2 protein-coding genes are annotated in these 563 nt (G+C 68.4%); one reads left to right on the forward strand and one right to left on the reverse strand.

Annotated elements, in window-relative coordinates:
- The coding region (locus tag ACXJKJ_RS31640; RefSeq protein WP_457395661.1) for an alpha-glucuronidase family glycosyl hydrolase at positions 1 to 226 on the reverse strand (226 nt) is incomplete at its 3' end.
- A 111-nt stretch (positions 227 to 337) separates the two neighbouring features.
- On the opposite strand from ACXJKJ_RS31640, the gene ACXJKJ_RS31645 reads away from it, so the two are divergent.
- Positions 338 to 563 (forward strand): LacI family DNA-binding transcriptional regulator (locus ACXJKJ_RS31645; RefSeq protein WP_457395663.1); only part of this gene is annotated, 226 nt, incomplete at its 3' end.

Below are 563 nucleotides of genomic sequence, written 5' to 3' on the forward strand. Positions count from 1 at the left end.
GCATCCGGGGAGCGTTGCCCGTAAGACCCCGCAGACCACGCCCCAGCTCCTCGCGCGCGGCACGCTGCGTGGGCGTTCTGTCAGGGGCCACCACCTCTGCCAAGCGCATGCGGGCGTCGGCCGCGCGCGCGGGTTCGACGGGGGCGTAGCGCAGCCAGAGCGCGTACCCATCCTCTGCGCGCACGTTGCCCACGCAGGCAAACAGCGCCACTGCTGCGCCGAGCATCCAATGACACCGCGCGACACTTGAACGCAGCCGCAGCGTGGACGGCAAACCTTGTAAGCTCCGGACGTGCTTTGGCTGCGACAGCGTCAAAAAGAAGAACGGGAGCGCGAATTGGACAAGCCGAAGAAGTCGGTCCGCCGCAAAGCCAGCGGTGTGACGATCGACGAGGTGGCGGCCCTGGCCGGGGTATCGCCGATGACCGTGTCGCGGGCGATCAACCAGGGCAAGGTGCGCGATGACACCCGCGCACGCGTCATGCGCGCGGTGCGTGAACTCGGCTATACGCCCAACCTGGCCGCCAGTTCGCTGGCCGCCGCACACCACACGCGCATTGCGT

The sequence above is a fragment of the Roseateles sp. P5_E1 genome, assembly GCF_054049335.1.